We start from the raw sequence: 25,105 nt of genomic DNA on the forward strand, positions 1-25,105 counted from the left end.
GACAAACAGTAAATTATAAATCATTAGAAGAGGTGTTAGTATGATAACTAAAAAACTACCATTACATATAGCAGACATTAAAAAAGCTCAAAACATTTTAGACAGAAATGCTCGTAAAACGCCATTAGTAAAATCTTTTTATTTAACCAGTAAAACTGGCGGAGAAATTCACTTGAAATTAGAAAATATGCAATTAACGGGTTCATTTAAATTCCGTGGTGCGTTTAATAAAATGTCACAGCTGACAGATCAAGAAAAAGAGAGAGGAGTAATTGCTTGTTCTGCAGGTAATCATGCGCAAGGAGTTGCTTTATCTGCTCATTTACTCGGTATTAAGAGTAAAATTGTTATGCCGATTTCTGCACCTCAGGCGAAAGTTGATGCAACTAAAGGATATGGATCTGAAGTGGTTTTACATGGTGAAACTTTTGATGATGCGAAGGCAAAATGTGAGGAGATTATTAGGGAAACAGGTGAAACATATTTACATCCATATGACGATGTAGAAGTAATGGCTGGTCAAGGTACAATTGGCTTGGACATTCTTGATGATATGTGGGATGTAGATACTGTTATTGTACCAATTGGCGGAGGTGGAATTATTTCTGGTATTGCGGTTGCATTAAAATCTTTTAATCCATCCATTAATATAATTGGTGTTCAAGCAGACAATGTTCATGGGATGAAGGCATCTTATGACAAAGGCACAATTGTAGAACATTATGAGGCACCTACTATAGCAGATGGCTGCGCAGTTAAAATACCAGGCGATTTAACTTTTGAAGTTGTAAAAGAATTAGTAGATGATATTGTAACAGTATCAGAAGGCGAATTAGAAGTAGCGATGAAAGACTTATTACAGCGTGGGAAAGCTGTTGTAGAAGGTGCAGGCGCACTGGCTACTGCTGCACTTCTTGCAGGGAAAGTGGATCCATATATTAAAGGGAAAAAAGTAGTAGCGATTATATCTGGCGGGAACGTAGACTTACAGCGTATTTCGAGTGTTTGTGAGCAATTTTTTGTAGCGAATGAAGTGAAATAGTATTTGAAAAACATTAATTTTATGAAAGAAGAGCTAAGAGAAATTATCTTAGCTCCTTTTTTATTATGTTTGTGTGGAAGTAAATAATGACTCCATTTTGATTTTACTCTTTTTTCGAATTTCACTGTCTGCGTGCCGCATTACATATTTATGTGCTATAGCAATTGCTAAAATATCATCTAATAAGCCAATCCCAATAATAGCAGCTATATCCGGAATGAAGTCGATTGTTAATACGTAATAAGATAAAGCGGCTAATATGATGAATTTTGCTTTAGTAGGTAACCCTTTTTTTCTCATTGTATAGTACAAAATAATACTTTCATATACACTAGATTTCCCGAGGTTTGCTGAGCTTTTTTTGAATTTTTTCCAAAGTGTCTGTTTCTCCATATAAACACTCCTTTTACAAAAACATAGATTTTTTAAAAGGATAGACAAAGAAGTGAGGGAATAATCAATTTTATTGATTTTCTTATTGTATATTTCCATGAAAATAGGAAATTACCTGTTCAAAATAAAATAATGCGAGTTATGCAATGATTCACATTATTTCGCTACCTAAATATGTACAGTAAAATGTATGTGGATGATTTAGGTATTATTATGCATTTTATAAGGGGGAAGGGGAATGAAAATAATAGAACTGACAAGTATATTTTCTTTTTTATGAATTTATAGTTATAACATCCTAAATTTTGTTTATAATTGTAAACGGTTATTAAAATGTACAAATGTTATTTCTTTTTAAATAAAAAATATAAAAGGCAAAAATAATGCAACTTTTTAACGTGCGTATTCGTGTTATATATGAAAGGAGGAGGGGGATGGAGATTGAAGAAATATACAAGGTTTATATAAACGATGTGTATCGGTATTTATTTTCCCTTTCTCGTAGCCGTCACGTAGCGGAGGACTTGATGCAGGAGACTTTTTACAGGGCGTATCTTTATCTAGAAGACTATGAAAACCAAAAGGTAAAATCTTGGCTTTTTAAAGTGGCATATCATACGTTTATTGATTTTGTTAGAAAAGAGAAAAAAGTAGCTTTTGTAGGAACGGAGGAATTAGAGACAATACAAGCAAGTGAATCTACAGAGGAGTATGTAGTTGCAAAAAATAGTTATGAAAAATTAATTCAGATTATTCATACTTTACCATTGGTAGAGGCACAAGCTATTTTACTATGTGACGTACATCAATTAACGTACGAAGAGGGTGCTTCTGTATTAGATTTAAAGTTAAACACGTATAAAAGTCACATATTTCGTGGGAGAAAGAGATTGAAACAATTGTAAATTTAGCCATAGAAAAAATGCACACAAGTTTTTTCGTTTTTATTTATTGTGTAAAGATAGCAACACATCAACTCGTGAAATATATTCCTATTACTGCTTTAACTCTTGGATACACTCCTGTACAAGAGTTACTGCCTGACTTATTGTACCGCCACCAAATGCAGCTGTCACTCCCACCGCCTCAAAGATCTCCTGTTCTGAAGCTCCTTGATCTAGACATCCTTTAATGTGATAAGTGATACAATATTCATCCTGAGAATAAAGACTAATACCTAAAGCAATTAACTGTTTTTGTTTTTTGATAAGGTGCCCTCTTTAAAGCATTCCTCTGTAAAGGAATTAAATTGTTCGGCTAGTTTAGGCATCTTCTCAGTAAATAAACCTAAACCATACTTATAATGAAGAAGTGCAGATTATGTAGAATTTCTACCTTAAAATTCCATATTTAATCCAGCTCCATTTCTCATATTTTTTAAACAAAAGTTAGTATGAGCCTAATGGGAATTGATTAAACAAAAATGATATTTATATCAAGGTGAGTGGAAGAGGAGCGAAGATTTAGAGATATGATATAACAGGAAATTAACTGGTAGTATTGCACACACGATATGGATAATCCATCGAATTCTGTAAAAGGATAACGTAAAAAGGAAGTGATGATATAGAAAAACAGAGTGTAGTCAATACATTAAATGCCTTTCTAAAAGGGCTGTACATGGGTATTCATGCCTATGAGCATTATATAGAGAAGTTAAAAGATCCAGAAATAAAAAAGGAATTTCAAAGAATACAACAAGATCACAAACAACATGCCTTAAAAGTAGCAGAAAGAATACAAAATCTTGGAGGAGTGCCAGTTGATAATGAAGGAATCGTTGGGTCTGTTCAAGGTTTGATAGGTCAATTTACAGTACCAGATACAATAGAAGGAATTTTAAGTAGCGCGTTAAAGGGCGAAGGATATTATGGTGTTCAAATATCAGAAGAAATTGTACAAGGTGATTTAGATCCAGCAAGTCATATGTTAATACATGATATTTTAGATAAAGATAGGGAACATGTAAATGTATTAAAAAAACTTACGCATTAACATTATTAGATGAAGAGAGAAGAAGATATAAATGGGGGAAATATGGAATCGGAAAATATATTTATCAAAAAGAAGAAGAGGAGGATATAAAAAATCATCTTTATTCTTATATGAAAAAGTTTTTTCAAAATGCAAAGTTGGAATATTTCACATAATAAGCCTCACCTTACATGCCCGTCAACTTGAGAAAAATAAATGCCCTAGAACGAATTTTTGTTGCAAGTTAGTACCAAAATTCGTTTTGGGAGTACTATAAAACCTTAGCTTGATGGGCATGGGGGACTGACGGCAAAACGCAGATTTTAAACGCTAAGAATATGCAGGACTTCATGCAGACTACAAGAACGGTTTGAGCTGCCAAATACTATTGTACAGGAATGTATGAAATTTTACATACAGAGAAGGGAACGGAAAGCTAGAAAACTATTGATATGAATGACTTTCCGGGATTTGGTTACCACTGATAATGGGACGTTATGTTAACTTCACATATATACTATATACATTCAAAATCGAATTTAAGTAGGCTACTAGGCATACATCCAATCTAAGCTTTGCCCCTGAGCATAAAATTAGTTATAAGTCTAATTTCAATAAGGAGTGAACCTCGAATCATGGTATATATACGACAAATGCCACTCTATGCCCAGAGCCCTTGGGGTCTTCAAAATTGTATATTTCGATTCACGTATCTGTGGCTTAGAAACGAAGACAATTTCTGGTTTTTTTTGACGGCTGTTGGGCACGAAAGAGTTTATGGCTATAGGTTTTTCGGCGGGAGATGGAATCATTATTCGGTTGCTATAAACGATATTGTTTCCTTCCATTGTTCTCCTCCGACTCCAACTCTATATTAAACACTACGCCTGACCTTCGTAATTTGAACTAAACCATTAGATTTTCATCCTGAACATAAAGGGTAGAACTTCTGATAACAAGAATTATGTGGACACGAAAGTCCCCCAGTTAAATAATCTGGAGGACTTTTAATAGTCTTCTAAATACATTGAATCCCGACAATGAAATATTATGTAAACTAGATATATAATGTATTCACTTAAAAAACATTACCTAGCCCAAAATAATAAAATTTAATTATAAGAATAACTTGATAGGAAAACATGATATAATAAATTATCTAAAAATTATAAATTTAGAGACTATTCATTATGAGAAAGGCGTTCTTTATGAAAACGGAAGGTCTTTTATCGTTAATGATTTTAAGGGAATAACACCTAATTAACATAAATGGTATAGGTGTGCCCTAAATTGGAAAGGGGAAAAATTATGATTAAAACCGCTGTGAAACTTGTAGAATTAAATGCAGAAAACTGGTATGAATGTTGTGAATTAGAGTTATCAGATGGACAAGCAGAATATATTGAACCAAATGCTATTTCAATAGCTCAATCAAAATTCGAACCAACTCTAAAACCCTATGCAATTTATTGCGAAGAAAAAGTGGTAGGATTTTTAATGTTTAATTCTGAAATGGAAGAACTTGATGGGTATTGGGTATATAGAATAATGATTGATAAAAAATTCCAAGGTAATGGTATAGGGAAAGCAGCAACTAACTTAATGATTGAAGAAATGACTAAATTACCAAATGCAAAAAAAATAGTAGTGGGTTACCATCCAGAAAATAAAGGGGCCCATTATTTGTATTCAAGTTTAGGTTTTGTTGATAATGGTGACAGGTTCGGTAAAGAAATGGCAGTTATAAGATATATCAATGACTAAGAAATCAATGTAAAAAAATAAAAACTAAAAGTAACATGTAAGGAAGAGTTTGTCTTTACTTCCAATAACGATAATTTTGTGAACAAGAAAGTCCTCCAATTAAACAATCTGGAGGACTTTTAATAGTCTTCTAAATATATTGAATCGCGATAATAGGATGTTATAAAAACCTTTTGTGAATAATCATTCATAAAAGGTTTTTTCTTTTTATAATTATGTTCTGATCTTTTGATCTAGAATACTGATTCGTCGTGTAGGAGCGAAACTTCATAGTATTAAACGTATCAACTTAATAATATCCAAACTCAATCCAAAAAAAATAAAAAAGGCCTGACCATTTTTTAGTCAGGCCTCGTATTAAATTACAGATTATTTCCCTTTAAGCACTAGGAATGTTTGGAATCAAATTCTGAACGACCTTAATGAGATTATTTGCAATATCTTGTTGCTGAGATGTAGCTGTACCAGATCCCTCAGTAAATACTGTAACGCAGATTGGGCAAGCTTCGATATGAATCCCCAATAGATTTATAGCTAGACCACCTGGTATATCCACAGTGAGGATCGATGTGGAACCTTCAGGAGGCGTACAAGTCTGACAGTTCGTTTCAAGGGCCATAGAGTTACCTCCTTTCTTGATAGAGTTAATATATAAATATGTTCGGAGATACTCAAATGACAAAGGTATTTGTACAGGCCTGGAGAATTGTGTTAGTGACTCAGATTCACCCCCAATGAACTCAAATCCTTCAGGAGATGTTACAATTATTGGATTAGTATTAGTATCCTGTACAATGAAAATTCCACCAAGTTCAATGAATTCAGCAATGATCCCTCCTGGCTGCATCATTGCTATAATGTCCATATCAGTAATATCCCCTTGGATTCCCATCCAAACACACCAGTAATCCGCTGCCAGTTGTTTACCTGTAGTGTATTGATCTTTGATAATTGATGAGGATATCTGTACAACAGTATATTTAGTGAGTGACCAGAGCTGTTTAGCAAAATCATAGGAAACAACACCATTCTCAAGGAGTAAGATACCCTTACCAAAGCTGAAAGCTTTGCCAGGAAAATTCATACTGATCGTTTCATTCATAGAAACTGTTCTCTTTATATCCAACGTACAATCATTGGATTCCTTTAAAGTTTTCATTTGAACCACTGGTTCAACAACGGTGAGAAAACTATCCGAACTCATGATTCCGTCTAATCTTGCAAAAATCTGAGCTCCCCCAGTATCAATTGCTGTAGTCAAACCCTTTGTTTCTTCCTCATTTGAAACTATTACACTTGAAGAATTACTGGAGTACCATTCTACAAGATTTGTAATGTCTCTAGTTGATTTATCGGAATATATACCTATCGCAGTAAATTGGTGACTCGAACCTGAACAAAGAGATAAAATCTTGGGATCTATCTTAATAGAAACCAAGACAAGTTTTCTTTTTTCGTAACATCCTTTCTCTTTTGTGATAAACAAAAGAGGGGGAGGGAATTGATGGGGAGTGTTCACCTGTTTTAGCCTCACTTTCTTTATCAATACATTTAATCAATATATGTTGCATACAAAAATCGGTTTGGACTTGATCGTTCTCCTGATTATAGAGGGTAATTTTAGTCCATGTTAACTTGGAACCATCCATTTCGGCAGGGTAATCAATCGTTAGGTCTATTCTTGTTGATAAAGGTGAGAATGTTACTTCGTCGGCTGTTAGTGTATACACTTCATCAACCGTTTGAGTTGTAACTTCAACACAAATGATTAGTGGGGAAAGGACGAAAGAGAAACTCACGTATGCATTTACTTACTTAGGTTTGTGATTACAATAGTGAAATTTCATTAAAGGGTTAATTAGATTTTTCTATAAAAACGATATTTGATATGTAAAAGTTAGAGCACTTTGGAAAGTGATCTGTAAAGGCTATTTATTCTAAAAAGAGAGGGTAGAAGATATGATATGAGGTTATTTTTAATTGAGTGTGTATCTTTTGCACAAAAATTGCATTGTGTAAAAATGAGGAAACTAAAAAAGAGCACCATGCACAAGTGCTCTTCAAGATAGGAGGTCACTCTATGAGCTGAGTCTAGGCTAGAAGAATATGGTGTAAAAAAGAAATAAGAACAAAATTTTATAATCAGACTAATAAAAAAGAGTAGCTAGCAAAAGCTAACTGCTCCCTACAAGGAGATACAGAGAAAACTACTTTAAATGAGTTCTGGCTAACAGCCTATCTACAGTATTGACGGAATATTGAGTTTTATCCAGGGAGTAGATGTATTTAATGAAAGAATATAGTCCAACACATTGCGAATAATGCAATCCAACCAATGCTAAGTCATATGTATTTCAAAATTTTCATAATTACTCCTTTTAGATATAAATTGCTAAATGAAGATGGATTTTATACACTTTTTACAAAATACTCCTTTTCTAATAAGAAAGTTACCAAAATATGAGAAAATGATATAATAATATCAATTACACATTTAGTACTACTGGAAGAACCAGCGGACATCAAACTATAAAGAGCATTAGTGATATTGCTCTATAGTTCGGTGTCCGCTTTTTGTTTTTTTAACAAAATAGATAAGGGGTGTTTATATATATGATGCAATTAACTTTCTTACCTAAAATTGACCGAAAAGCAACACAGGTTCGTTTAGAAGAAATTTTAGAAAACATTCGTATTTACAGACAATTTGGGATGATTAGAAACGAGATGAAGGTCACAGCCTCTGGTGAGGTATCATGGTCCAACAAACATAATAGGAAATCCAGCTGAAGATGTTGCTTTAGCAAATGTTGCTATGAGTGAAAGAGAAGTGAAATTACAACGTTTTTCTTTTCAAATTGATAAGGCATTAAGTCGTTTTAGCAAAACCCAAAGGGACATCATTGTAAAACGATATTTGGAGGATGAAGAAGTTTTTGATTACATGGTTTATAACGAGATTGGTATGAGTGAACGTACATATAGACGAAATAAATCTAATGCTTTTTATAAACTAGCTTTTGCTCTTAGATTAGAAATATATGAAACAGAAGAGAGTATTGGAGGGAACGAACGATGAATTTTGTCTAGCCTATTCGAGATCCAGAGCAAATACAACAGATTAAAGAATATTTGAAGGAAAACAATGAACGTAATTATATTTTATTTGTAATAGGAATCAACACGGGATTACGTATTAGCGACATTCTCAAATTGAGGATAGGTGATTTAAAAGGTAGCCATATCTCAATGAGAGAAAAAAAGACAGGAAAACAGAAACGTATTCAACTAAATCCAGCGTTAAAGAGAGAACTACGTTGGTACATTGAAGAACGAGATGACAGTGAGTATGTAATTAAGAGCCGAGAAGGTACTAATAGACCAATCGGACGCAGCATGGCTTATAAGATACTTAGAAGTACAGCAGAAGAATTTGAATTGAAGGAAATAGGCACTCATACATTACGAAAAACATTCGGTTACCATATGTACATGCAAACAAAGAATATCGCTTTACTGATGGAGATATTCAATCATTCATCAGAGAAAGTTACATTAAGATATATTGGTGTAAACCGAGATGCAATGGATAAAGCTATGACACGATTTAAAATATAGCAGCATCCTTTTTATTTTTTTCTTTTTATAATTACCCATTTTTTATGAGTTGTGTAATTCGGAAAGGGAAGTTTTATAAAGCCATAAATACCAAGGGATGTAGCGATAGGGGCAGTTACACAAAATATAAGATATGGGTAAGTGATGGAAGCTTTTCACTATAAAATAATGAGCGAATGATAATGTTATTCCAATGAACCTATTGGCTACTAGGTTAATACGATGTAACGGGAGGGAGATGAAAAAATGAATAATGGTCATTATGAATACAAAAATTCTTTTCATCAATATTATCCAAACGAGTCTTATCCTTTTGTAATGGACAACAGAAATATAGATATGAGTAGAGGGATAAGACCACAACAATGGCAACCACAGCAACAGCAACCACAGCAACCACAGCAACAGCAACAACAGCAACCACAGCAACAGCAACAGCAACAACAGCAGCAACAACAACAGCAATATAAGTGTCAATGTGATGGGAAAGAAGCTCTTTGTGTTTCAATTCCAGTTCCAATTACAGTTGTTCTTTTGGGGACGAAACTCCAAGTTGAATTACCGTGTATTAGAATAACTTCCGAAGAAGATATTACACCAGTATTGAAAAAGTTGATAAAGTCCCTTGGTGGTTTACTTGGCGGTACAGGTAGCACTTCATCTTAAAAATACAACTTTACTTAGTTATTCGGATAATACTAGCGTCCGTTTAAGTGAGGCAAAGTAGACTAGAATAGCAATAAGCAACTTTTGTGTGATTTGAACTATAACTCTACACTGTGTCAAGGTTATGACAAGGATAAAAATAAAATTTCATTTGATACGTAAGGAGTTGTTAAGTGGATGGGGCAGTTATCTATGTTCGATATGGATGAAACGAAAATCAAGCTGTATGAAGTTTTGGAAGCTGATAACTCCCCTCACAAGATTAAGAGTTATTACTTACACAACGATTATATGGGTAAGGTTAAGTACTTCTTTATTAGAACAACAGACGACACGATTATTGATATGTGTTTGAGTCAGTTTCCAGAAGTGTTTGCAGTATAAAAGGGATTCACTGAAGCGCAGATCAAGAAGATATACAGAGGAAGATTAATATAAAAATTTCACTTTGTAGAAATAAAAACCCTAGTTTCCTAGGGTAATGGTATAACAGCTCAATATATTTCACTTTTTTATATCCTAATGTAATATTACGTTAAAAACATCAGGTAAATGTAACCAATTGAAGAAAATAAAAGAGCAGCTAGCAAAAGCTAACTGCTTAGCCCCAAGTAAGAGAGAGGAGCGCTTTATTAGGTCTAAGGCTGAAATAAGGGTTTTAGATGTTAAGACCAAAGACCTGAATATAGTATAGATCTCACTTCAGAAATTATGCATATAAATTATATTCCTACAAAAATGGTTAAAAAACAAAGCAGCTAGCTCAATTAGCTAACTGCTCATCTCCAAGGGGGAACAAGGAAAAAATCTAATTTCATATACATTATTGACGAAATATTTAGTTTTATTCATTTGGACAAAAAAGGGACTGTATATAAGTACACTTCGGACCAATTTTTTATGGTAACAGTTATTGGTATATAGAAATTTACAAGTAGAAAGCGATATAGAAGTGACAGCCTTACATCCAATCACACTAGATGTAAAGGAAGGGGAATTCATTGGTATTGTTGGGCCATCTGGATCAGGTAAAAGTACATTACTTTCCATTGCGGGTGCACTTTTATCTTCTTCTAAAGGAAATATTTATGTATCTGAAAAAGAAATGACGGGGGTTCGTTTGAAACGAATCGGGTTTATATTTCAGTTTGTGAATCTTGTAACATTCTTAACAGTTAAAGAACAACTTCTATATATTGCAAAATTAAAAGGAGAAAATAAAACTGAAGCAAACGAATATGCAACTGAATTACTAAAAACTTTTGGATTAACACATCGAATTAACCATTATCCTAGAAAACTTTCTGGTGGTGAGAAACAACGTGTAGCAATTGCTCGTACTTTTATGAATAATCCAGATTTGATTTTAGCCGATGAGCCTACTGCTAGTTTGGACTCAAAACGTGCTAGAGAAGTTGTTGAAATGATGGTAAAGAAAAAAAAGCAGCAATTATGATTACGCACGATGAAAAAATGCTTGATGTATGTGACCGTATATTGACGCTTAGAGATGGAAAATTACTACGGAAAAATGAAATTTGAAAATAGGTAAAGATAAAAAGGCTCTTATAGAATTAGATATAAGAGCCTTTTTATCAATGTTAATTATAATATACAGAAGTTAAATGGCGTAATGTAATATTCCATTCATACCCTGTTCATAATCCTTAGATAAAATAAATCTCGTAAAAGGAAGAGAGAGTTTAGAAAAGGGGGGATTGATGTGCTAGCATCAGCTATTACATTTATTACAGCTGCACTTATTTTTTATTCATTTGGGGTTTGGAGTGAAAAAATTCAAAAAACATTAAAACCTTGGCATGTGTATATATTTTGGATTGGATTAGCATGCGATACGATTGGGACTACATTAATGGAGAGAATGGCTTCAGAAGGTTCTCTATTCAGCTTTCATGGGATAACGGGTTTATCGGCAATTTTACTTATGTTATTTCATGCTGTTTGGGCCACTTTAGTTTTAAAGAAGAAGGATATAAAAATGATTGCAAAGTTCCATACATTTAGTGTAATTGTGTGGTTCATTTGGTTAATTCCATATATTTCAGGGCTTGTATATGGAATGACAAACAACTCATAAAATAGATTTAAATTAAATCAGATTAACAAATCTCACAATAATCATGACTAAAAACAGACAAAACTTAACAACCTTGAACGGTGTTTATACAACTATTATATATACACAATCTTATGAAAAGCCTTTCGTGCAAAAACACGGAAGGCTTTTTACTACACTCATAATTCAAATATAATTAGGGATTAATTTAAATTAAATATTTCTCTTTTCATATCTTCATCTAGTTTAGAATCAATAACAGCTCTTCATTCATAAATCGTTTGGATTAGCTTCAAAAGCTAGCGATTTAAAGGAAATTGACACTCTATGTTTCTATCGAGTATTTTTTGCACCAGAACCCTTGAGAGAATATATGATAACGTTAATTAAATGAATTTTATAAAACCTTGCGTTTTACGCTAATAAAAATTATAAGATTCAAAAAAATGAAATTTGAGGTAAAATAATGAATATAGGAATAAAAATAAAGAAATTGAGGACCGAAAAAGGAATGACTTTGAAAGAGTTAAGTGAAAAAAGCGAACTATCTGTTGAAATTCTGTCTCAATTTGAAAGGGGGCTTACTACCATAGCAGTTGATTCACTTGAAAAACTAGCTGATATTATTGAAGTACATTTAACACATTTTTTTGATCATCCACTTAAAAGGAAAGATAGGGTTTTAAGAAGTTATGAACAAGAAATAGTGGATTCAGTAGAAGGTGGCTTTATTAAGTATAGTTTAAGTACAAATTTAGAAAATAAACAACTTGTTCCAAGGTTTATAGAAATACTTTCTCAAAAGAAAGATGAAGAAATATTATCTTATAAGCGTGAAAGTAAAGAATTTAGTCTTAAGGAAAATGGAGGTATTAGTAATGGATATCAGGAATAGAATTGAAAAGTTAAGGCAGCTAATGAAAGAAAATCAAATGGATGCTTATATAATTCCCAGTTTTGATGCACATCAGAGTGAATATGTAGCAGAACATTGGAAAGGTAGACAATGGATATCAGGATTTACAGGGTCAGCAGGTACTGTAGTTATTACATTAAATGATGCTGGGTTATGGACAGATGGCAGATACTATATTCAAGCTGAAAAGCAGCTTGAGAACTCAGGAATCAGTTTGTTTAGAATGGTAGATCCAGGGGTGCCATCTTATACAGAATGGCTAGGAGACGTTCTTAAAGAAGGAAGCATTGTAGGATTTGATGGAAATGTTTTTTCAATTAATATGGTTAAAAAGATGGAAAAAGATCTAAAAGCAAAGAAAGTCGCATTAAAAATGAATCAAGATTTAATTGGTGAACTGTGGGAAGATAGACCGGAGATTCCTAAAGGACCAATTTTTACCCATGACGTAAAATATGCAGGCAAATCACGAGTAGAAAAATTAAATGAAGTAAGAGAAGAGATGAAAAATAAAGGAGCAAATTATTATATTTTAACTTCACTTGATGAAATTGCATGGCTTTTGAATATAAGAGGAGCCGATGTGCCTAACAATCCAGTTGTAATAGCTAATGTAATCGTAGCAGAACAAAAATGTTATTTATTTATTGATTCTTGCAAGGTTCCCTCTTTGGTTAAATTAGAACTGGAAGCGGAAGGAATCGAGTTAAAAGCGAATCATGAAATACAAACATTCTTAGGAAATATTTCAAGCGGAGATACCGTTATTTTGGATGCGGATAAAACTAATATCATATTATATAATGCCATTAACAGTAATACCAAGAAAATTGAAAGCCCTAACATCACGGATGATTTAAAAGCTATTAAAAATGAAGTTGAGATAGAAAATTTAAAATGGTGTGAAATAAAAGATGGTTTAGCCATGGTGAAATTTATAAAATGGGTTAAAAATTTTGTAGATAAAGAAGAAATTACAGAGATTGCCGCAGAAGAAAGATTGGAAGATTTTAGAAGGGGACAGGAAGGATTTGTTGGACCTAGCTTTGATACAATAGCGGGTTATAAAGAACATGCTGCGATGATGCATTATAAAGCTAATAAAGAAACGCAACATACTCTTAGGAATGAAGGTCTTTTTTTAATTGATTCAGGCGGACAGTATTATGATGGAACAACAGATATTACACGAACGATTGTTTTAGGAGAACTTACCGATGAACAAAAAAGAGATTTTACATTGGTGTTAAAAGGGTTTATTGCATTAAGCTCAGTAAAATATTTATACGGAGCAACAGGCCCTCACTTAGATGTATTAGCAAGACAACCTATTTGGCAGTATGGTTTGGACTATAAGTGCGGGACAGGACATGGAGTAGGTTTTTTCTTGAATGTTCATGAAGGGCCACAAAGCATAAGGAATAATAATAATAGCGTTATATTAGAAAAAGGCATGATTATTACGAATGAACCAGGAATATACTTAGAAGGTAAATACGGCATAAGAATTGAAAATATGATGTTAGTAGTAGAAGACGAGAAAACGGAGTTTGGTCAATTTATGAAATTTGAAGCAATTACGTATTGCCCTATAGATTTAGCCGGTATCAATAAGGATATGTTAACAGAGAGCGAAAAGCAATGGTTAAACAATTATCATCAAGAGGTATACATAAAGCTCGCTCCTTATTTAAATGAAGAAGAGAAAGTGTGGTTAAGGGAAGAGACTCGGGAAATATAAATAGGTTTGCCGAATACAGATGAAATCTTATCTATCACATTTGGAAGAAGAAAAACAAAAACACATTGTTATCTTGGCGTTTGGATGAAATCTATTACTATATGTTTTTAGCATACTACTAACTATAAGGAGGGATTGCGAAAATGGAAGAAAAAAAGTGACGTGGTTAGAACTCTTTTATGATTTGTTATTTGTGGCAGCGGTGACGGCTGCGACTCATGTTTTACTCCATGTTGAAGATGGTTATATCCATGCAGAGTATTTAGTGAAGTTTGTCCTAATTTTTATTCCAATCTGGTGGGCTTGGGTAGGGCAAACCATCTTTATTAACCGGTTTGGAAAAGATTTATTTCATCAACGGATCTTTTTGATCCTGCAAATGTTTTTTGTCCTAATAATGACATCAAGCTTATCCGCTGATTTTGATCCTTATTATCTGTCTTTTTTAATTGGCTATATTGGCTTAAGGGCCGTGACTGCAATCCAATATCTTATTGTCCAGCGTATAGAAGAGGGAGCTCGAAAAAAAGCAGCACTCTTTTTAGGAAGATACTTTTGGATTGGAATCGTTATTTCATTATTATCCGTCTTTTTTGATTCTTGGATTCGATATGCTGCGTTGTATTTAGGAATTTTTATCGATATTATTGTCCCACTGCTTGGAAGAAAGTGTTTAGAAAAAGTTCCTACAAATACAGCTCACTTGTTAGAGAGATTTGGTCTATTTACCATTATTCTCTTTGGGGAAGCTCTTATAAGTACTCTTGTGGTCATTCAACCTAAACAAGGAAATTGGGATTCAATAAGCTTTGCGATCATTTCATTTATCCTCATTATTTCGATGTGGTGGCAATATTTCGATAACATGGAGAAGAAACTCGACAAGTCTAGACAAACTTCCGGTCAAATTATTATTTACGGTCATCTGTTTATCTTTATGTCTTTGAGTATGGTTGCAGCATCCATTAGACTATTATTTTTACATGAGGTCTATTATTCATTTATCCTATATTTTGTTTTTGGTTCTGTATTGCTCTATTTCCTGTCAACTACAATTGTTTTTCATCAATACAGGTTTGAAAAACACCGTTTGAAAATTTATCATTTATGCCTGTTTTTAGGGATTTTAGCAGTCTTTTTTGTTATTAATTTGGTTGTAGTAGTACCAAATATTGTGATAATAGGGCAATTAACCCTATTTTTTATCATCTATGCTAAATTAACAACTACATAAATAAAAGCATAAAAAAACCAGTATCAAAACTTGAACTGCCCCCCAATTGTTAGACACAGTCTAACAACTGGGGGGCGTTTTTTTATGACTAAATTTAATTCAGAACAGAAAATAAATGCTGTAATAGGTTACCAAAATGGAAGAGTTGGGATTAATTAATCGGGAACAGGGCTAGAAAACAAAATACCTTTCATTAACTGAGGAAGGAAAAGAGTTTTTTAATGAAGCTGTTTCGAAACAAGAACAATTTCAAGCATCAAAATTTTCCAACTTGGCTTACAAGGGAAAAAACAGCTTCTAGGTTTACTTAGGAAAATTCCAAAAATATAGTAGGTAATCACATATCAGCACTAATGGTAAGAGTGATTGTAAACTTAAGAGCACTTTTTTATTTCAGGTAAGTGGGAAAAAGTAGTTTTATTGCCAAGGTATCTACTTCGTTGATTGAATAAAGGTGAATCTATTTGCTATTTTCAATAGCAATGCCTAATTTAAAATGGCTTCCTGGTAAAAAATACAATAATCAGCCTCAAATATAGCTTTGTCTCCTTCTGACCTATTTCAAATGATTAATTGGAAATCCTATATTATTAATACTTAATTTGATATCCAAAATGTTGGGCAATCCCCTTTTATTATCTTAATATTTTACGAATGGCTAATAACAAACTTAGTAATGGGTATTGTTAATAATCTCTATTAATGTGTTTTTAATAAAATTAGAGACCAATATTTATAGACAATAAAAAACTTCAGAAAAAGGAAAAAACACCCTGGAAGTCGTATATAAATTATCGATAAATTGAAGATGTTTTTTTAGGTTAAATGTCTAATTAGAAATAAAAATAGGAGTGAATATAAAATGAGTAAAACAACGATGGGTATTCACCACATAACTGCAATTGTTGGTCATCCTCAAGAGAATGTTGATTTCTATGCAGGTGTATTAGGTTTACGTTTAGTGAAAAAAACTGTAAATTTTGATGACTCAGGTACCTACCATCTTTATTTTGGTAATGAGGGTGGAAAACCAGGAACAATCATGACATTTTTTTCCATGAGCGGGAGCTAGTCAAGGGGAAATTGGTGATGGTCAAGTAGGCATTAGAGTTTTTTAGGTTACTTAGGGGTATTTCCACATATCCATCAAGCTAATATTTTGATGTCTCCAAAAATAAAAAATTTATCCCTTCACAGTTAGTTGTCTATGAGAATTGAGCTCATTTTTTTGTTTTTGGATATTTGCTTTTCTTAGCTTGATGGCAATGTGGTTCTATCCCTTATAAATGTTACAAAGATCTTTCAAATAGCTCTAACTTGCACAATGCTTACCGTTAATATAATACGCTGATTCTGTGAAAACCGTAAATACAACCTCTACTTCTGGAAGTCCAAAATCCATTACATATGTAGTAATGGCCTTGGCAAATCGATTACGAATTTCCTGTCCACGCTCGAACCATTTCACTTCAATAAGAGGAAACGCTTCTATTTCTTCTCCATTGAATACAAACGTAGAACTTGGTAGTTCCAACGTAAAATTATCCGTACCACACTCACAAATCTCTGCGAGCTCTTCTACTAATGGTTTGCTTATGCGTTTTAATTGTTCAGTAGTAATTCCACGAAACACAACATGTGGCATGTGAATCCCTCCGTTAGATAGCTTTATATTTGCTCACATCATAACACAATTTATTTTGCTGCACTAACATCTATTGGTACATTTCAATGACATTCATTAAGAATGATCATATGTTATTGAAGCAATACATGTATTGTAACTATTTAAAACATTTGAGAGCTCGGTAATTGTGTAAATAAAAAAAGCCTTATCATTCTCCCTGTAAGGAGGTATTAGGGGAGGCCTCTATTAGGAAAGGGATGGTGCGCTTATATATTTTAAAAAGAAAAGACACCCTAAGGTACCTTCCTCCGACTTGATAACCACTTTAATTTTAATAACATTGGATTCCCATCCTAATACTATTTTACCACGTTAAGTAATGTTGGTCATTGAGAAAGTCAGGTACGTAGTGTTCATATATAGTGACCCCTAGGAGCATGCAAGATTTAATACAGTTTTTTATTAATCCAACAACAAAAAAGACCCCTTAAACCGTGCCGGGATAGGAATGTATAAAAAAATGCATAGGTCGATAGAACAAAGAGAGGAGGTTTCCTTGTAAGGGGAAGATTCCTCCTTGTCCTTGCTACTGATAATGTTGCGTTATGTTAACTTGACGTGAATGTAGTATACATGCAGGTATTGTCCCAATAACTGATGAATTTTATTGTGATAGAAGAACAAAAGGAGGGTTGCTTTTTGAAGAAGGACGTTTTATTTGCTTTCTCAAATCAAAGTGAGAAGAGATCAAGTAATTATCCAACCACATCTAAAAGTGTTTCAAGGAGATTATTTTCACCTCTTTTATTAGTCCTTTTATTATGTGCTGCTTGTCAATAAAGTGAGGTAGAAGAATCAAAAAGTGAGGATTCTAAAGTTATGAACATTGTTATGAATGTTGTAAATAAAAAAGGATTTCTTAGTGCTTACCTAGATGACAAAACAAGAACAGTAGACCTAGAAATAGCTGATACTGAAAATGCAAGTAAGGTAAAAAAAGAGATTAATGCTCAGTTAAAAAACCAAGATATTAGACCTTATACAATTAATGTTAGTCAAAAAAATATGGATATTGTAAAAAAAAAGAGCATAGATGGGACAGAATTTACGGTGATATTTTTCATGAAGTATTTATGAAAAGAGGATACAAAAATTTTACAATCCAACAGGCTAATGTATTGAACCAGCCTATTAATATTCCTATAAATACTACTATAAATATATCTGATCCAGGAGCTAAAGAATTTGGAAAGAAAATAGAAAAAGAGGTTGATGATTTACTTAATACTACAAAAGTAAAAAAATGGGTCGAAAATGATTCATATACAATTGAAATTTATAGTCAAGATGGACAATTAATTAATTAACAGATTACTTCTTATATCGATAATTATGTAAATGAGCTGTCCATATGGGCAGCTTATTGTATTTTTTGCTTAGCGTGGTTTTTTTCCAAACTGCTGGCGGTACCCCATTAAGGAATTCACTAAAGGTCAAGATCGACTACAAGAGATTTTTAAATATAATCGTTATATTGATAAAAGAGGGGATTAATGTGGCATTGATAGTTCCGAAATGCGTCTACTGTAAGGAAGATATTAAAAGGATGAACAAGCATTAGTAATCGTACCCTATCCTAAGAGAAAAGGATTCACAGATCAGGAAGTCCAGTTAGAGAAATTTTCCCAGGCAGATAGATTTTTTAAATGAAATACAATAATGCAACGACTCTTAAGTGACGAGGTCATGTAGTTAGTAAGCAGATAGCCATCTTCGTAATATGTAATCAATATTTCTTCTTCGGAAAGCAATGAGCATAATAATAAGTTTTCAATAAGTTCTTTTTCTTCTAGTGTTAATATTGGACGCGTTATTTTATTCTTTTCTTTAATGATCTCACGGATACCAGCAAATTGTTCCGGCATTGTCGCAAACGGAGACCATTTTACCAAGACATTTTTTCAAGTCTTATAAGAATATGAATATCTAAATCATTGTACACATGTATATGTACAATGGGTCTCCCATAAGTAACGCACGTCAAATTCCCTCCTAATACAATATTCTCTCTATTGAATAACAAATAACATTTACATCAACTTTGAACCTTTCAAAACTAAACTTGTCTGCATACTATTTAATTAGAGCGCTATTTTTATGACTGCATAGGTTATATAGTAATAAGTCTGGCATTCCCTCTCTAATTATTAGGATATTTTTTCTTCATATCTGCATACTAAACATACTGAAGGTGCATAGAAGGTGAGGAAGTCATGGCTAAATTTCTGAAATGGTTAAAATATAGAGAAAACCCTAAATCATTTTCAATACGAAACGATACTCCTGTTCCCCAAAAAAATATTGAGGACTCTCTCTTAGAAGCTAATTTATCGAAAAACATAGCTGAGCTTCAGAATATATTCCGTCAATCGCCTGATCTAGTGATTCGGCGGTTTCAAATAACAGAATCTGGATTAGAAGCCGCTTTAGTATATTTATCAGGATTAACAGATAAACAATTAATTCAAAATAACGTTTTAAGTCCTTTAATGAACAGTGATTTTAATGCTAATACGGAACTTCCCATTACTTTAGGTCAAGTTAAAATGATTAGTACGTGGAATGAGATTGAAACAGCTATTTTAACAGGGGATAGTGTACTATTGATTAACGGCCAAACGACGGTTCGTCAATTGGACACGAAAGGATGGCCGCAAAGGAACATTGAAGATGCTCAAAACGAAATTGCTTTAAAAGGTGCACATCAAGGGTTTATAGAAACGGGAACTCAAAATGTTGCGATGATTCGAAGGTACATTCCGCATCGTGAATTAATGATAAAAGAATTAGTAATAGGTGTGCGAAGTAAAACTAAGATTTCTATTTTATATTTGCAAGATGTAGCTTCTGAAGATGTACTAAATGAATTGGAAAGAAGGATTCAAAATATTACGGTAGATGCAGTAGCTAATAATAGTGAGCTAATTGAATTTATTGAAGATAACCCGTATTCACCGTTTCCGCAATTTATATTAACTGAAAGGCCTGATTTGGCAGTCTCTCACATACTACAGGGTAGATTTGTAACTGTAATGGATCATTCGCCTAACGTATTAATTGCTCCAACAAATTTCATCTCCTTTTTTCAAGGTGTGGATGACTACGGTACAAGATGGCTAGTTGCATCATTCATTCGTATACTTCGTTTTATTGCCTTTATGGTTGCTTTATTTTTGCCTGCGAGTTATGTTGCATTTATTTCTTTTAATTATGAAGTGATTCCTGTAGAACTTTATTTATCTATTGCAGAATCAAGAACAAGGGTACCTTTTTCTCCGGTTCTGGAAGCATTGCTTATGGAAATAACACTTGAAACGATGAGAGAAGGGGCTTTGCGGTTGCCTACGCCGATTGGTCAGACAGTTGGAATAGTAGGCGGTATTATTATTGGACAAGCAGCTGTTCAGGCGGGAATAGTAAGTAACATTATGATTATTGTCGTTGCCGTTACAGCCATATCATCTTTTATAATCCCTAACTACGATATGGGATCCGCAGTTAGACTTTTACGATTCCCAATGATGATCTTAGCTGCATTATTTGGACTTGTAGGTTTGGTAATTGGGTGGATGACATTACTTGGGCATCTAATCACTCTTGAATCGCTAGGAACCCCTTATGGAACACCGTTAGCCCCGTTTCGTTTTGGGGATATGAAAGATACTTTTGTGCGCTTTCCTTTATGGGCGATAAGAAAGCGATCGAACGGTACAGGGGCGATTCAATCTAATCGACAAGGAAAGAATCATAATAAAAGGTGAAACTATGAAAAAATATGCCTATAATGACATCACTCTTATGCAGTATATCTTTATAATTAATGGAATGCAGGTCGCCACTGGCATTCTATCTCTTCCGCGTGTTCTTGCAGAAAAAGCTGGAACAGATGGTTGGCTAGCTATATTCATTGGTTGGCTAGCTTCTACAATATCAGGTATTTTTATAGTAAAAACAGCTGCAAAATACCCTGATGATACAATTTATGAAATTCTTATACGATTTTTTGGGAAAATAGTAGGGAAAGCATTAGTGGTTGCTTATATGATGTACTTCGCTTTTTATTCTTGCATCGTTTTAGTGAACGCTATGCTTTATATTAAGGGATGGCTTCTTCCGAAAACACCTGATTATCTTGTTATCTTTTTGTTTACGATTCCTACCTTACTTGTTGCACGTAAAGGCCCTCGTATTATAGGACGGTATTCCGAACTTAATTTTTATATGATGATTTGGATACCATTATTCTTTTTAATACCTCTAAAAGAGAGCGGAAGTTGGATGTCATTCTTTCCGATTTTAAAAGAAGGGTGGAAATCTGTATTCACGGCTGCACCGACCACGATTTTTGCATATTTAGGGTTTGATATTGCTTTCTTTTTATATCCATTTTTACAAAAAAAGCAGTATGCAGTTCATGGAATGGTTATTGCAAACACTTTAACGATGTTATTCTATTTATTTGCTACTATTGTTTGTTTCGCTTATTTTAGTCCAGATAGTATTACTCAATTTAATCAGCCAGTATTAAATTTACTTAAAGTAATTGAGTTTCGTTTTTTAGAACGCTTTGACATGATTTTATTGGCTGCATACTTAACAGTTGTTTCCACATCTTGGATTCCTGCCTTATATTGTTCGGTGTTTTGTTCGAGCCAATTACTTGGAAAACAAGATCACAGTTCTCATGTAGTTGTTCTCTTATTGCTTATTATCGGTTTCGTATTTTGGACTCGCCCTAGTTGGAATGAAGCTGAAACTTGGCAACAAGTATTTTCTAATACGGGATTAGTATTAACCTATATATTGCCTATCATTTTATTGATGTATGGCCGGTTATATGAGAAGCTGCATCGGGGGAGGACACATTGAAAAGAAAAATATTATGTTGTATTTTGATATCAGTATTTATGATGACGGGATGCTTTGACCAAACCAATATTGAAGATGTTTCTCTTTCCCTCGCTCTTGGCATTGACTTAGATCGTAATAATAATTTGTTGGTTTACAAGTCAAGCCCGATTTTTAATAAAGAAGCAAAGAACAAAGAAGAAATTGTCGGTGTAAAAGCTAAAACGATTCGAAATTCTAGAGACAAATTTGATACTACTGTTTTCGCACTTACCTCGGGAAGCAAAATGCAAGTTATTTTAGTTGGAAAACGGTTACTGAAAAAGAAAGACTGGGTAAAGAATCTTGATCCATTTTATCGAGATCCTAAAAATACAGTTACCACAAGAGTGATTGCTGTAGATGGACCTGTTTCGAACATTTTTTTTCATAAACAAAAAGATAAGCCACGGCTTCCTTTATATTTAACAAAGCTAATTGAGACGGCAGCTTTAAGAAATATCACAGTAAAAACAAATCTTCAAGAACTACATGAACAAATGGCGGACAAAGGGAAAACAGCACATATTACTGAGATAAAAAAAACAAATAAAATATTTGTAACAGGTACAGCTTTATTGGATGAAAAAGGGAAGTATAAATTAACGCTAAATCCCGATGAAAATAAACTATTACGTATTTTGCAACAAAGAACTACCGGTGAGTTTTCATTTACAATTCCAATTAAATTAAAGTCCGATAGTAAGAAAGAAGATTGGATGAGCTTTGCTGTCTATAGTGTTAAAGTGAAAACAAAGGCAAGATATGATAATAAATTTATATTTGATACAAATATAAAGATGAAAGTAGGCATAACAGAACGGCTTTTTACGTTCAATGTAAGAAAAGATGCAGCGAAGTTACAGAAGGCAATTGAAACGAAATTAGAAGAAGATTTCAAGCAAGTAATAAAGAAAATACAAGATGCGAATCTTGATCCTATTGGGCTTGGGGAATACGCAAGAACTTATACATATCCAGAATGGAAAAAAGTCCAAAACAAATGGAGTAATGCATTAGCAAAGGGCGATGTAAATGTCAAGGTAAATGTAGAAATTGGTGCGATGGGGACAATTAAGTAAAAGGAGTTCAACTTAGATTCGTGCTAAATTTACAAGTATATTCAATTTTAGAATGGGAATTTTCTTTACTAGGATTCTCCCGTGGCCATCAAGCTAAGAAAAGCAAACACCCAAAATAAATAAATGTATATTTTTTGTTTTGGGGTGTTATAAAATCCTTAAGTTGATGGATGTTGGTACTACCCCATTGCCATCTAGTTAAGAAATGCATTGTTCCCCAAAACGAAAAAAATGAACTAAATTCCCATGGATAACTATAAAGGGGTCCCGCCAACCAAATAACATAAAACCCACACTAATATATTTTATGGAAAATAAAAAGCCGATTTTCCTACGTTAAGGAATTTCGGCATGTATGTTTTATCTTCGGAGTGGTCGAAATGAATTGATGTCAGATTTAGCAACTGAAGAAGAAATTAAATCAGAACAACATAAAAATGAGGTAGAGTATTTAAATAAGATGATTGAACAAATGGCTCAAGAAATCATTCAATTGCAGGAAGAAGAAGAGTCGGAAGGAAATGTGCATAATAATGATTTAACAGGAAGGAAAGTCGCGGTAATCGGTGGGAATAAAGAAAGATACTATAGAGAGTGCGTTGAAAAATACAATGCAGAAATTATATTTGTAGCAGAAGATCAGCATCGTAAAATAGATAATGCAGTTAAAAAAGCTGATGTAGTCTTTTACTTAACTGAATTATTAAGTCACATTTATCATGAATTAATTATTCCGGCCGCAGCTCGTTATAATACTCCTATTCGCTTTGTAAATAGTAAGGGAATTTCAGCATTTGAAAGTGCAATAAAAAGATATGCTAATGAGTAAAATGTAAAGTGAACCGTATATTTAAGTTTGATATAATAGTTGTGATGTATTTTTTGAACTTTCTTTCGTTTGTTGGGGATTATTCCCTTCGGGTAAAAGAACGATGTACATAGTACATAGCATTCTTTTACCCGAAGGACTGTTTTTATTTGTACAAAAGTATGAAAGAGAGAGAAAGCTTTTTAAGACGTCAGAAAAACAAAGTGTATTTCTACCGGAAGGCTAATTTGAAGTGAATGCAATATCTCAAGCTGAGATAGCTGATATTTATCCTTATAAGGAATTGATTACAGATAATGAACTGGATTCTTTTTATTTTAGAGCGTTAGAAGAAAAGAACATTTATCTAAGCGAGAAACAAACTGAAGCTGTTCGAACAATTGATACACCTGTATTAGCAATTGCTGCTGCAGGCAGTGGAAAGACAAGAGTTCTACAAGGAGAGTAGGATAATTAATGTATGTAGAAGCAGATGATACATATGGAGAAGTGTACGGGAGAAGATTGCACCAAGTGTGAGAGTGTGATAGCTCTAAGAGGAGAATATCTGCGGAATTTGTGCAATCAAGTAAAGAAGAAACAGCGAGATGATTAAGCATATGGAGTCAAACTGTGAAAAAGAAAATCAATACATTGGGGATCAAAATCACACAGGAAGGGAAACTAGAGCAAACGAAACCGCTATTTGGTAAAATAATCAATTTAATTACATATAATAATGTATTGCTTGCGGTAGTAAAAGAGGCGGTGCAAACGCTGCAAAAAAGTGAAAACATCCGCTTTAAATTACCCAATCTTGAATTGCCAACATGTTAGAAAAGGGTTGTTTATTATATAACAAGCTAAAGTAGTTGCCGCAAACAGCACCCTATGTAGAACAGGTGATTGAAAAAAAAGAACCATATGAAGAAAGGTGTAACTTTTGATACAGAGCATATAATTTGTTTATTCACTAAGTATATTTCCCTTTGTCGGGGGATGAACAAAAAACTAATTTAATAATTTTTACACCAGAAACAGATAACGTGATAAAGTATTAGTTACTGTGCATGTAATTATAAAAAAAGAGCCTTTCCAAATGATGTTTTTAATAGTTTAGCTTATACGATTTTAGGAAATTAATAGCATTTTATACCACTATTATTTACCTAATTTTCAAGAAATAGAGGTGATTGTAGGTGACTAAACCTTTTAA

Annotated in this window: 20 protein-coding genes and 8 pseudogenes; 23 read left to right on the plus strand and 5 right to left on the minus strand. The window is 33.3% G+C overall.

Features of this window, described 5'->3' with window-relative positions; genetic code table 11:
* Positions 1–40: 40 nt before the first annotated feature.
* Positions 41–1,042, plus strand: coding sequence for a bifunctional threonine ammonia-lyase/L-serine ammonia-lyase TdcB (gene tdcB / locus ACQKNI_RS23855; protein ID WP_088233299.1), 1,002 nt, complete (start codon positions 41–43; stop codon positions 1,040–1,042).
* A 63-nt stretch (positions 1,043–1,105) separates the two neighbouring features.
* Here tdcB and ACQKNI_RS23860 read toward each other — a convergent pair whose 3' ends face one another.
* Entirely contained in the window at positions 1,106–1,435 is a 330-nt protein-coding gene (locus ACQKNI_RS23860; RefSeq protein WP_088233298.1) for a YkvA family protein, read from the minus strand.
* A gap of 434 nt (positions 1,436–1,869) precedes the next feature.
* Here ACQKNI_RS23860 and ACQKNI_RS23865 point away from each other — a divergent pair, with 434 nt between their 5' ends.
* Positions 1,870–2,340 carry a sigma-70 family RNA polymerase sigma factor gene (locus tag ACQKNI_RS23865; RefSeq protein ID WP_098882675.1) on the plus strand — a complete coding sequence of 157 codons (471 nt, stop codon included), beginning with the start codon at positions 1,870–1,872 and terminating at the stop codon, positions 2,338–2,340.
* A 90-nt stretch (positions 2,341–2,430) separates the two neighbouring features.
* Here ACQKNI_RS23865 and ACQKNI_RS23870 read toward each other — a convergent pair.
* Positions 2,431–2,771: pseudogene (locus tag ACQKNI_RS23870) on the minus strand (carboxymuconolactone decarboxylase family protein); the annotation flags it as partial.
* A gap of 230 nt (positions 2,772–3,001) precedes the next feature.
* Here ACQKNI_RS23870 and ACQKNI_RS23875 point away from each other — a divergent pair.
* The 3 genes and pseudogenes from ACQKNI_RS23875 to ACQKNI_RS23885 all read left to right on the plus strand — a co-directional run bounded on the left by ACQKNI_RS23875 (position 3,002) and on the right by ACQKNI_RS23885 (position 5,173).
* Entirely contained in the window at positions 3,002–3,430 is a 429-nt protein-coding gene (locus ACQKNI_RS23875; RefSeq protein WP_088233296.1) for a ferritin-like domain-containing protein, read from the plus strand.
* A pseudogene (locus ACQKNI_RS23880) lies at positions 3,403–3,585 on the plus strand (spore photoproduct lyase family protein); the annotation flags it as partial. The gene ACQKNI_RS23875 and the pseudogene ACQKNI_RS23880, both read left to right, overlap by 28 nt.
* Positions 3,586–4,717: 1,132 nt before the next feature.
* Positions 4,718–5,173 carry a GNAT family N-acetyltransferase gene (locus tag ACQKNI_RS23885; RefSeq protein WP_000597922.1) on the plus strand — a complete coding sequence of 152 codons (456 nt, stop codon included), beginning with the start codon at positions 4,718–4,720 and terminating at the stop codon, positions 5,171–5,173.
* Between the two features lie 379 nt (positions 5,174–5,552).
* Here ACQKNI_RS23885 and ACQKNI_RS23890 read toward each other — a convergent pair whose 3' ends face one another.
* Positions 5,553–6,692: an Ig-like domain-containing protein gene (locus ACQKNI_RS23890; RefSeq protein ID WP_088233295.1), complete on the minus strand. Its 1,140-nt coding sequence runs from the start codon at positions 6,690–6,692 to the stop codon at positions 5,553–5,555.
* Positions 6,693–7,786: 1,094 nt separating this feature from the next.
* On the opposite strand from ACQKNI_RS23890, the pseudogene ACQKNI_RS23895 reads away from it, so the two are divergent.
* From ACQKNI_RS23895 to ACQKNI_RS23945, 11 genes and pseudogenes are all read left to right on the plus strand, one after another.
* A pseudogene (locus ACQKNI_RS23895) lies at positions 7,787–8,252 on the plus strand (ArpU family phage packaging/lysis transcriptional regulator).
* Between the two features lie 14 nt (positions 8,253–8,266).
* On the plus strand, positions 8,267–8,791 hold the full coding sequence (locus tag ACQKNI_RS23900) for a site-specific integrase (protein WP_255294759.1): 525 nt from the start codon (positions 8,267–8,269) through the stop codon (positions 8,789–8,791).
* A gap of 246 nt (positions 8,792–9,037) precedes the next feature.
* Complete coding sequence (locus ACQKNI_RS23905; protein WP_427282710.1) at positions 9,038–9,457, plus strand: hypothetical protein; 420 nt, start codon at positions 9,038–9,040, stop codon at positions 9,455–9,457.
* A gap of 177 nt (positions 9,458–9,634) precedes the next feature.
* Complete coding sequence (locus ACQKNI_RS23910; protein WP_088233292.1) at positions 9,635–9,841, plus strand: hypothetical protein; 207 nt, start codon at positions 9,635–9,637, stop codon at positions 9,839–9,841.
* A gap of 529 nt (positions 9,842–10,370) precedes the next feature.
* Positions 10,371–10,999: pseudogene (locus ACQKNI_RS23915) on the plus strand (ABC transporter ATP-binding protein).
* 181 nt (positions 11,000–11,180) lie between these two features.
* Positions 11,181–11,555, plus strand: coding sequence for an HsmA family protein (locus tag ACQKNI_RS23920; protein WP_088233291.1), 375 nt, complete (start codon positions 11,181–11,183; stop codon positions 11,553–11,555).
* 445 nt (positions 11,556–12,000) lie between these two features.
* Positions 12,001–12,429, plus strand: a complete 429-nt coding sequence (locus tag ACQKNI_RS23925; protein WP_088233290.1) for a helix-turn-helix domain-containing protein — start codon at positions 12,001–12,003, stop codon at positions 12,427–12,429.
* On the plus strand, positions 12,413–14,191 hold the full coding sequence (locus ACQKNI_RS23930) for an aminopeptidase P family protein (RefSeq protein ID WP_088233289.1): 1,779 nt from the start codon (positions 12,413–12,415) through the stop codon (positions 14,189–14,191). Before ACQKNI_RS23925 ends, ACQKNI_RS23930 begins: the two co-directional genes overlap by 17 nt.
* Positions 14,192–14,214: 23 nt before the next feature.
* Positions 14,215–14,286: pseudogene (locus ACQKNI_RS23935) on the plus strand (IS6 family transposase); the annotation flags it as partial.
* Between the two features lie 29 nt (positions 14,287–14,315).
* Positions 14,316–15,425, plus strand: a complete 1,110-nt coding sequence (locus ACQKNI_RS23940; RefSeq protein ID WP_098253317.1) for a low temperature requirement protein A — start codon at positions 14,316–14,318, stop codon at positions 15,423–15,425.
* Between the two features lie 862 nt (positions 15,426–16,287).
* Positions 16,288–16,531 (plus strand): annotated as a pseudogene (locus ACQKNI_RS23945) (VOC family protein); the annotation flags it as partial.
* A 206-nt stretch (positions 16,532–16,737) separates the two neighbouring features.
* Here ACQKNI_RS23945 and ACQKNI_RS23950 read toward each other — a convergent pair.
* Positions 16,738–17,070 carry a DUF1904 family protein gene (locus ACQKNI_RS23950; protein WP_088080345.1) on the minus strand — a complete coding sequence of 111 codons (333 nt, stop codon included), beginning with the start codon at positions 17,068–17,070 and terminating at the stop codon, positions 16,738–16,740.
* Between the two features lie 780 nt (positions 17,071–17,850).
* Between ACQKNI_RS23950 and ACQKNI_RS23955 the strand changes: the two are divergent.
* Positions 17,851–18,419 (plus strand): annotated as a pseudogene (locus tag ACQKNI_RS23955) (DUF4030 domain-containing protein); the annotation flags it as partial.
* Between the two features lie 291 nt (positions 18,420–18,710).
* On the opposite strand, the gene ACQKNI_RS23960 reads toward ACQKNI_RS23955, so the two are convergent.
* A complete protein-coding gene (locus ACQKNI_RS23960; RefSeq protein WP_260985602.1) occupies positions 18,711–18,977 on the minus strand; it encodes a YolD-like family protein in 267 nt (88 codons plus the stop codon).
* 348 nt (positions 18,978–19,325) lie between these two features.
* On the opposite strand from ACQKNI_RS23960, the gene ACQKNI_RS23965 reads away from it, so the two are divergent.
* From ACQKNI_RS23965 to ACQKNI_RS23990, 6 genes and pseudogenes are all read left to right on the plus strand, one after another.
* Complete coding sequence (locus ACQKNI_RS23965; protein WP_088233356.1) at positions 19,326–20,873, plus strand: spore germination protein; 1,548 nt, start codon at positions 19,326–19,328, stop codon at positions 20,871–20,873.
* A gap of 4 nt (positions 20,874–20,877) precedes the next feature.
* Positions 20,878–21,981, plus strand: a complete 1,104-nt coding sequence (locus ACQKNI_RS23970; protein ID WP_088233357.1) for a GerAB/ArcD/ProY family transporter — start codon at positions 20,878–20,880, stop codon at positions 21,979–21,981.
* On the plus strand, positions 21,978–23,081 hold the full coding sequence (locus tag ACQKNI_RS23975; RefSeq protein WP_088233358.1) for a Ger(x)C family spore germination protein: 1,104 nt from the start codon (positions 21,978–21,980) through the stop codon (positions 23,079–23,081). Before ACQKNI_RS23970 ends, ACQKNI_RS23975 begins: the two co-directional genes overlap by 4 nt.
* A 355-nt stretch (positions 23,082–23,436) precedes the next feature.
* The gene (locus ACQKNI_RS23980; RefSeq protein WP_427282711.1) at positions 23,437–23,910 is read left to right on the plus strand and encodes a DUF2325 domain-containing protein; all 474 of its coding nucleotides are present in this window, start codon (positions 23,437–23,439) and stop codon (positions 23,908–23,910) included.
* Between the two features lie 103 nt (positions 23,911–24,013).
* A pseudogene (locus ACQKNI_RS23985) lies at positions 24,014–24,346 on the plus strand (UvrD-helicase domain-containing protein); the annotation flags it as partial.
* Positions 24,347–24,522: 176 nt separating this feature from the next.
* A complete protein-coding gene (locus tag ACQKNI_RS23990; RefSeq protein WP_088233359.1) occupies positions 24,523–24,726 on the plus strand; it encodes a hypothetical protein in 204 nt (67 codons plus the stop codon).
* Positions 24,727–25,105 lie beyond the last annotated feature (379 nt).

The organism is Bacillus sp. NPDC094064, from assembly GCF_050279585.1.
Classification (GTDB): domain Bacteria; phylum Bacillota; class Bacilli; order Bacillales; family Bacillaceae_G; genus Bacillus_A.